Source organism: Nonlabens sp. (assembly GCF_047636915.1).
GTDB lineage: Bacteria > Bacteroidota > Bacteroidia > Flavobacteriales > Flavobacteriaceae > Nonlabens.
In genome coordinates, this window is record NZ_JBLIGN010000012.1 from 45,631 (window position 1) to 54,011 (window position 8,381).

General features: G+C 35.4%; 7 protein-coding genes. 6 read left to right on the forward strand and 1 reads right to left on the reverse strand.

Going from position 1 to position 8,381, the window contains the following annotated elements; all coding sequences use genetic code 11:
• Nucleotides 1–4: 4 nt before the first annotated feature.
• Nucleotides 5–1,204 carry a glutamate-5-semialdehyde dehydrogenase gene (locus tag ACJAT0_RS03670; RefSeq protein WP_415180569.1) on the forward strand — a complete coding sequence of 400 codons (1,200 nt, stop codon included), beginning with the start codon at nt 5–7 and terminating at the stop codon, nt 1,202–1,204.
• Between the two features lie 449 nt (nt 1,205–1,653).
• Here the strand turns inward: ACJAT0_RS03670 and ACJAT0_RS03675 are convergent, their stop codons facing one another.
• Nucleotides 1,654–1,818 (reverse strand): hypothetical protein, encoded by a 165-nt coding sequence (locus tag ACJAT0_RS03675; protein WP_415180570.1) that lies wholly within the window; start codon nt 1,816–1,818, stop codon nt 1,654–1,656.
• Here ACJAT0_RS03675 and ACJAT0_RS03680 point away from each other — a divergent pair.
• The 5 genes from ACJAT0_RS03680 to ACJAT0_RS03700 form a co-directional block, all read left to right on the forward strand.
• Nucleotides 1,817–2,014: a hypothetical protein gene (locus ACJAT0_RS03680; RefSeq protein WP_415180571.1), complete on the forward strand. Its 198-nt coding sequence runs from the start codon at nt 1,817–1,819 to the stop codon at nt 2,012–2,014. The genes ACJAT0_RS03675 and ACJAT0_RS03680 overlap by 2 nt on opposite strands.
• Nucleotides 2,015–2,706: 692 nt before the next feature.
• Complete coding sequence (locus tag ACJAT0_RS03685) at nt 2,707–4,902, forward strand: acylase (protein WP_415180572.1); 2,196 nt, start codon at nt 2,707–2,709, stop codon at nt 4,900–4,902.
• A 15-nt stretch (nt 4,903–4,917) separates the two neighbouring features.
• A complete protein-coding gene (locus ACJAT0_RS03690) occupies nt 4,918–5,742 on the forward strand; it encodes a mechanosensitive ion channel family protein (protein ID WP_415180573.1) in 825 nt (274 codons plus the stop codon).
• 800 nt (nt 5,743–6,542) lie between these two features.
• Nucleotides 6,543–7,208 (forward strand): hypothetical protein, encoded by a 666-nt coding sequence (locus ACJAT0_RS03695; RefSeq protein WP_415180574.1) that lies wholly within the window; start codon nt 6,543–6,545, stop codon nt 7,206–7,208.
• Between the two features lie 160 nt (nt 7,209–7,368).
• Nucleotides 7,369–8,381 (forward strand): M28 family peptidase (locus ACJAT0_RS03700; RefSeq protein ID WP_415180577.1); only part of this gene is annotated, 1,013 nt, incomplete at its 3' end.

Below are 8,381 nucleotides of genomic sequence, written 5' to 3' on the forward strand. Positions count from 1 at the left end.
AAATATGAAATTATTAAGTTCAGAAACAAAAAATAAGGTTCTTGATTCAATGGTCTCTATTATTGATAGAGAACGTGAAACCATTTTAGAAGCTAATAAGAAAGACCTAGAGGCCTTTAACAAAGAGGATCAAGCTCTTTATGACAGACTTGTGGTGAATGATACCAAAATTGATGGAATGATTAAGGCCATTGAAGAAGTGAAAAATCAAGAAGATCCAGTAGATCAGGATATATCTGATATAACTTTAGATAGTGGTTTAAAAATCACCAATAAAACGGCCCCTTTTGGTACCATTATGATTATTTACGAGTCTAGACCAGATGTAACTATAGAAGCTGCCGTGTTAGCCTTTAAAGCAAATAATAAAATATTATTAAAAGGAGGGAAAGAAGCTTTGAATAGCAACATAATTCTAGAAAAATGTTGGCATGAAGCTTTAGAAAAAAATGCGCTTTCTAAAGAATGGATTCAACTGCTTCATTTAAAACGTGAAGAAACTCAAGAGTTCCTTAAAAACCCGCCAGAAAAGATAGACCTTATTGTTCCCAGAGGTGGAGAACGTTTGATAAAGTTTGTAAAAGACAATGCGAGTTGTGCTGTTTTAATAAGTGGACGTGGAAATAACTTTTTATATGTCGCCGAAGATGCAGACTGGGAAAAAACTGTGAAAGTTATTATTAACGCAAAGACTGATAAAATATCTGGCTGTAATGCTTTAGACAAAGTATTAATCGATAAACGCATTCCAGATTATGAAAACAAACTAAAGGAGCTTCAAGCCGTACTGACTCAATTGAACGTAGAATTAGTGGTTGATTACAAAGTTGGGAAAATTCTAACTGAGGAAGAAGTTATAAAAACACAAGACATTTGGTTTGAAGAGTTTTTAGCCATGAAACTATTAATCGCAGAAATAAGTAGTGAAGACGCTGCGATCGATATGATTAATAAATTTTCAGGAGGCCACTCAGCCGTTATACTGACAGAAAACAGAGCTCTTGCAAAACAATTTATGCAACAAGTAGATAATGCAGCGGTGTATCATAACGCGTCTACAAGATTTACAGATGGTGGTCAAATGGGAGTTGGGGCAGAACTAGCTATTAGCACAGATAAATTGCATCATCGAGGTCCTTTAGGATTGAAACAATTAGTAACCAATAAATATTATGTCTATGGTGATGGACATATAAGGGTCTAATTTTTAAATTTTATAAAATCAATTAAATAATCTCTGATTGAACCAGTTTACGAGCTGTGTTTTTCATCCAGTATAAAAAGCTATCTCCAAGGAGGTGGCTTTTTTTAGTGGTCTTAAAATAGGTTGAATTCTATTTAATGATCTTGAAGAAGTATATAGAGTCGTTGAGATTTCTATTATAAAATGAAGGAACTATTAAAAGGTTAAAAATGAATTGAGATACCATACTTCTAAAGAAGTTATAACCAAAAAAACATCTCAGTTCTTTTACCAATTCAAAAACAGCCCCTTAAAACTGGAAATGGAAAAGCAATTACATAAGAACCCTATAAAATTTAGTCCTCCTTAACTAAACATCTTATCTCCCACCTAACAGCGTCTAGGTCTTTTTACTCCCGCACAACATTTTCATTTTAAATACCTAAACGAGGTGAAAAAGTTACCGCCTTTTATTTATTCCCTTTTGATTTATGTAATAGCTGTAAATCAAATGGAAATGAAGCCTCAGGAATCGGTGATTCATCAGGTAATAATTCTATCAGAACTGCAAATGAGAAAGAAGTGTTGATCTTTAAAAACGAGATCGATACACCCACTTTTAATTTTTCCTTCATGGTAGGCAATCCAAATAAATTAGAAGAACAAATTCCAGTAAGATGGATCAATACGCAAGTAAAAGTATTCAAAATAAATCCGAAATTAGAACCTGCTTTTGTACTTACACATCGTCCTTATTACGTAAATGGAATAACCAGAAAGAGCGATTATGACTTAGCTCAAGGAACAGATGTATGGCCTGCTTTTGAATAAAACCCCAATATATTTTCCGTTAATTATCAAGGATCTGAATGATGCGTAGCTAGCAAAAATAGTATTTCTGCGGCACGTACCGGTAGCTATTCCGCTTCCGCGAAAGCAGAAAACACATTCCTATAGTCTTAAAATAAGAAGTTCTTTTGTAGGTCAAAACTTTAATGAAATTATACAATAATACTGTCAATGGAAACGACAATGAATACAGAATCGGTGGTTACCACAACTGTTTAGATGAATAGTTCCAAAGTCACAAGTGAGATAGATGCTGCATCCTTAAGTGCAGAAGAAGAATTCCTTCATATCACTCAAGCACAAGAATGCATTCTTCTCCTTTGATTTTTTTGAAATAACAGCCGACTTTTACACTGGATAATTTCAAAACACTACAGTCTAAAATATCTAAAGGAGAACAAATTCTGTAAAGGATATCTTAAAATAATCCATACAGAAAAGAAAAAACACAGGAGAATTAGAAAATCAGATCCTGAAAATTAAAAATTGCTGGAAGTAAAAGCAGTAATCTACAAAGGCATGGATAACTCACGTGCACTTTTCAAGAGGTTTGTTTATATTTACGGATAAGTACAAATTGACACCTATAATCCTGTACTTATCTGAGATAAATTGATTTTCAATAGCACTATATTTCACATACAAAACGATAAAGCCCTCTTAAAAAGATACCTATGAAACAAAATCATTTTCTTTATGTATTGCTGATTTTGCTTACTTCTTGCCAACATTCAAAAGATACCATAGAAAAAGAACGTTGGGAACAACATGCTGCAAATACTGAAATTATAAGAGATGACTTTGGTGTGCCGCATATTTATGGTAAAACAGATGCTGATGCGGTCTTTGGTTTGTTATATGCACAATGCGAAGATGATTTTAATCGGGTAGAACACAATTATATTTGGGCCATAGGAAGACTTGCTGAAATAGAAGGAGAAGCGTCTTTATACAGCGATCTACGCGTACGTCTTTATATGACAAAAAAAGAGGCGATTGAAAACTATAATAACAGTCCTAAATGGTTACAAGAGCTTTGTATCGCCTTTGCAGATGGGATCAACTACTATCTTGCAACTCATCCTGAAGTAACACCAAAGCTCTTGACACATTTTGAGCCTTGGATGCCCATGTATTTTAGTGAAGGTTCCATTGGTGGTGATATTGAAAGAGTCTCTACTAGAAAAATAAAAGCTTTTTATCAAAAAGACACGGATCCAACAATCGCTGTAAATGATGGTTTGATAAGGTTAAAAGATGATGAGCCAAGAGGATCCAACGGATTTGCTATTTCAGGTGACTTGACAAAATCTGGTAATGCAATGCTACTTATCAATCCGCACACTTCTTTCTTTTTTAGAGGTGAGGTTCACGTCGTTAGCAAGGAAGGACTCAACGCCTATGGAGCAGTAACTTGGGGACAATTTTTTGTCTATCAGGGATTTAATGAAAAAACCGGCTGGATGCATACCTCTACTGGAACAGATATTATCGATGAATTCGAAGAAACCATTATTAAAAAAGATGGTGAAAGATATTATAGATACGGTAAGCTTTTACGTCCTATTGACTCTACGGAAGTCACTTTGAATTATAAAGATACAGATGGTTTAAAAGAAAAGACATTTATGATCTATCGCTCACATCACGGTCCTATAACACATGCTAATGACGATAAATGGGTAGCTACTGCTTTAATGTGGAGTCCCATAAAAGCATTAGAACAATCCTTTACTAGAACCAAAAAATCCAATCATGACGAGTTTTATACCATGATGGATATTCGAACCAACTCTTCTAATAATACCGTTTACGCCGATGCTGATGGGACAATTGCCTATTACCATGGGAATTTTATTCCTAAAAGAAATGAAAAATTTGATTACACAAAACCTGTTGACGGTAGTAACCCAGAAACAGATTGGGATGGACTTCATGAGTTAGAAGATAATATCATCCTGAAAAATCCAGCAAACGGTTGGATACAGAATTGCAATTCAACACCATTTACTAGTGCGGCAGAAAATAGTCCTAAAAAAGAAGACTATCCTGTATATATGAGTTCTTATCCAGAAAACTTTAGAGGTATACACGCTATTCCTCTATTAGAAAAAGCAGAGAATTTAACGTTAGATACCTTAATTGAATTGGCTTATGATACATATCTACCCGGTGCGGATATGTTAATTAATGGATTATTAGATGCTTCAAAATATTCTTCAGTGGACACACCAGAAGCTAGAGAAGCCATAAAAATTTTAAAGACTTGGGACTTCAGAGTATCTGCAACATCTGTTGAAATGACACTAGCGCAATTTTATCTAAATGCGTATTATCGATCTGGTAAAATTCCAACAATGACTGAAAATAGACGAATTACACCATTAGGGAGATTTGATTATATGAGTAACAAATCCAAACCAGAAGAGCGATTAGAAGTGTTTCAAGCAGCCATAGAAAAATTAACGGAAGATTTTGGATCTTGGGAAACTCCTTGGGGAGAATTCAATCGTTACCAAAGAAACGATGGTGACATTAATCAAGAATTTAATGACTTAAAACCAAGTCTTCCTGTAGGTATGGCTTCAGGGTCTTGGGGCGCTTTGGCTTCTTTTGGCACGCGCTTTGGAGAAGATACAAAACGTCAATATGGAACCTCTGGCAATAGCTTTATTGCTGTTGTAGAATTTGGTGATCAAGTAAGAGCAAAGTCCCTATTAGCTGGAGGACAAAGCTGTAACGCTAATTCGCCTCACTTTGATGATCAAGCACAGCTGTATGCTGATGGAAAATTTAAAGAAGTAGCTTTTTATAAGGAAGATGTGGAAAAACGTGCGAGAAAAACCTACCATCCTGGTGAAAAAAAATAGAATACTTTTGTGATTATGGAAGAAATAGTAAAAAGCATCAATATTGAAAAAGGAGTTGAATTAGTCCTTGAGTATGGAATCCCTTTGATAAAAGCCTTACTTATATACCTTGTAGGTAGATGGCTCATCAAAAAGGTTTTAAAACTAACTCACAAATTGATGCTCGTTAACGAGTACGATACCACTCTGGAAAAGTTTCTTTTAAATCTGATCAAATGGGTCTTATGGATTTTATTAACGGTATCTGTAGTAGGTACTCTAGGGGTACAAACCACGAGCTTTGCAGCATTGATAGGCGCAGCCGGGCTAGCGATAGGACTCGCATTACAAGGATCTTTATCTAATTTTGCTGGTGGCGTACTACTGCTTCTTTTCAAACCGTTCAAAATAGGAGATACTATTGAAGCACAAGGAATTATAGGGACAATTAAAGAGATAGACCTCTTGCAAACTAAAGTAATAACAGCACAACGCAAGCTCGCAATCATTCCTAATGGACCTCTTCTTAACGGTACTATTATCAATTTCAATGCCGAAGGGATTTTAAGATGCGATACGGTAATAGGTGTTAGCTACGACGCAGATATTTCTAAAACACTGGAAGCGCTTACTAAACTTTGTACCGACCATCCTTTAGTACTTAAAGATCCCGCGCCTTTAGTTCAAGTCTCCGAAAATGCAAGCAGTTCTATACATATTTTGGTAAGGCCTTACACCTTAACAGCTGATGTATGGACCGTTAACTTTTATTTACAACAAAACTTTAAACCTACTCTAGACGCTATAGGTGTAGAAATACCTTATCCACATCAAGTAGAAATACAAAAAAAGGATAAATAGATAAAGTCTGGATTTTAGAGCCGCTCCTTATGGTTTTTTTGATCCATGACTTAGGAGTTAAATTATTAAAGTTCACCAAAATTACGAACTCATATAAATTTTCCTAGACCACATCGCACTACTCCATAAGTTATACTTTATTTTAACGATAACAATTATTGTTTTTTTACTTTGTTTTCATCCAACGCAAAATGATATGTATCTTAAAACAACTTTTATAAAAACTGAGTGAGTAAATGTCAACATTAGGCCGGATGGTTGACGTCTAAAACCAACTGAGTATCGAGCAGCACTTGTAAAACCATACTGCTGTTCCATATAAATACTTTTGTTATTGAAAAACTCGTGAAGATTACCTGTAAATTGATGAATGAAATGCACTGCGTTCCCAAACCTAAAAACTTCTTTACTCTTATCATACGAAGTTCATTACTAATCCATTTACGCAACCTTAACTGTTTCTTTAAGAACTGAACTATTAGGTTTTACCTTTATTTTAAATTCAACAGTTCTTACAATAGGCTCAACCACAAATGGCAGCCATAAAAAATATACAGAAAAATCTTATAAATCGGTAAAAAACTAATTACATAAAGTTTTATCCTTCTACTTTGGTGGAACTTAGCAAAGATAAAGTTGATGGCGTAAACAGACCATTTGTAAAATAAAAACAAACACACAATGCGTTAAAGTTTACCATCATTTTAATACAACCCACTCCAACATCCCAGTACCTTTAAAAAAAAGGTGAACTATTTTAAAATATCTCCTAAATAAATTGTGATAACCTAAATGAAATTATGATTACAACATACAACGTAAATTTAATCGATATACATTCTATAGATCAAATCGATGGTAAATGGTTGCGTAAAGACTTTATAGAGTTACTTGAGATTCTTGAATTTGGCGATACTGGAGAGGCCACTGACACTGATCTCAAGGAGTTATTATACATGACCATCTCTGATTTAGAACCCCAAGAAGCTGCTGAGATAGTATTGAAATATAAATTAGGTAATGAACTTACTGCCGGACAGATCGATCAAATTTCTAACGACATGCTTAAAGAAAACGTGGCGGAGCATTATTCTGACATCTCTTTTCACTCTAGACTTTTTGACATCAATGTTTTATTACACAAGGCATATAATGGAAAATTTCCACATGCTAAAGCAAGTGTTATACGACTATCCATCACACCTCAACAAGAAACGGACATCGTTATAGATAGAAAAATAGTTTTAAAATGTCTGGCACCTATCATTGATGATCACGCTATCCTAAAGCGGCTGTATATAAATCAATTATTAGGGGAAGAAGAATTTCAGGAAGCGGAAGGTATTATTTGGTACTTTAAAGTTTTAGAACATAATCAATATGAAATCATTACTTCAGACTATTGGATCAACAAAAATCATTTTACAGCTTCAGAAGCTGATGTGAACATAGAGATGGAGGAGTAAATTTATAAGAGCTATTCTTTATGTAAGGCTTTTTTTAATTCTCGCTTTCGCGAAAGCGAGACATCTGTTATCTTTAAAAAAAAAATCAACTATGAGACATCTAATTATCATATGGCTAGGATGCTTTTATGGAGTCGCACAAGTCCCTACAGATCATCAAATGGATCTTTACAACATCATTGATGAAGTACGTGAAGACCGTATAGAAAAAGATGTACGTAAGCTGGCTGGCTTTGGAACAAGAAATACCTTTTCTGATACGGTGTCCAACACACGAGGAATAGGAGCAGCAAGAAGATGGATCAAAGCAGAATTTGACCAAATCTCTAAAGATTGTGATGGCTGTCTGGAAGTGTTTTATCAAAAGGATTACGTAACTACAAGTATGGGTGGTAGGATTCCACAGGATGCTTGGGTAGTCAACGTAGTGGCTATTCAACGGGGCACAGAAAATCCCAATAATATGGTTATGATGAGTGGAGATATAGATTCTCGTGCCAGCGACACCATGGACTTTACAACAGATGCTCCAGGAGCAAATGATAATGCTAGCGGTATGGCAGGAACGATTGAAGCCGCCCGAGTGTTATCAAAACGCAGGTTTAAAAACAGCATTGTTTATGTAGGGTTAAGTGGTGAGGAACAAGGATTATTTGGTGGTAAAGGACTGGCTGAATATGCAAAGAAAAAAGAATGGAATGTCATCGGTTTTTTAAACAATGACATGATAGGAAACATTAAAGGCGTCGATGGGGTAATTGATAACCGCGAGTTCCGCATTTTTTCAGAACCAACAGATCCTACAGAAACCGAAAGACAACGAAAAGGAAGACGATTTTACGGCGGTGAAGTAGATGGAATTTCAAGACAGTTAGCTAGGTACATTTACAAATCTGTAAAAAGCTACATGCCAGAAATGAAGCCTATGATGGTATATCGATTGGACCGTTTTGGCCGTGGCGGCCACCACAGGCCTTTTGCAGATTTAGGTTTTCCAGGGATACGTATTATGGAAGCTCATGAAAACTATACCCAACAACATCAAGACATAAGGACAGAAGATGGAATCAATTATGGAGATGTAGTAGAACATGTAAACTTTCCTTATGCAAGAAAATTGACTGCTGTAAATGCAATAAGCCTTGCTCAGCTGGCATGGGCTCCTACTCGACC

Coding starts and splice junctions, on each gene's coding strand:
- ACJAT0_RS03670 (WP_415180569.1), top strand. CDS start 5: ATGAAATTATTAAGTTCAGAAACAAAAAATAAGGTTCTTGATTCAATG.
- ACJAT0_RS03680 (WP_415180571.1), top strand. CDS start 1,817: ATGGTAGGCAATCCAAATAAATTAGAAGAACAAATTCCAGTAAGATGG.
- ACJAT0_RS03675 (WP_415180570.1), bottom strand. CDS start 1,818: ATGAAGGAAAAATTAAAAGTGGGTGTATCGATCTCGTTTTTAAAGATC.
- ACJAT0_RS03685 (WP_415180572.1), top strand. CDS start 2,707: ATGAAACAAAATCATTTTCTTTATGTATTGCTGATTTTGCTTACTTCT.
- ACJAT0_RS03690 (WP_415180573.1), top strand. CDS start 4,918: ATGGAAGAAATAGTAAAAAGCATCAATATTGAAAAAGGAGTTGAATTA.
- ACJAT0_RS03695 (WP_415180574.1), top strand. CDS start 6,543: ATGATTACAACATACAACGTAAATTTAATCGATATACATTCTATAGAT.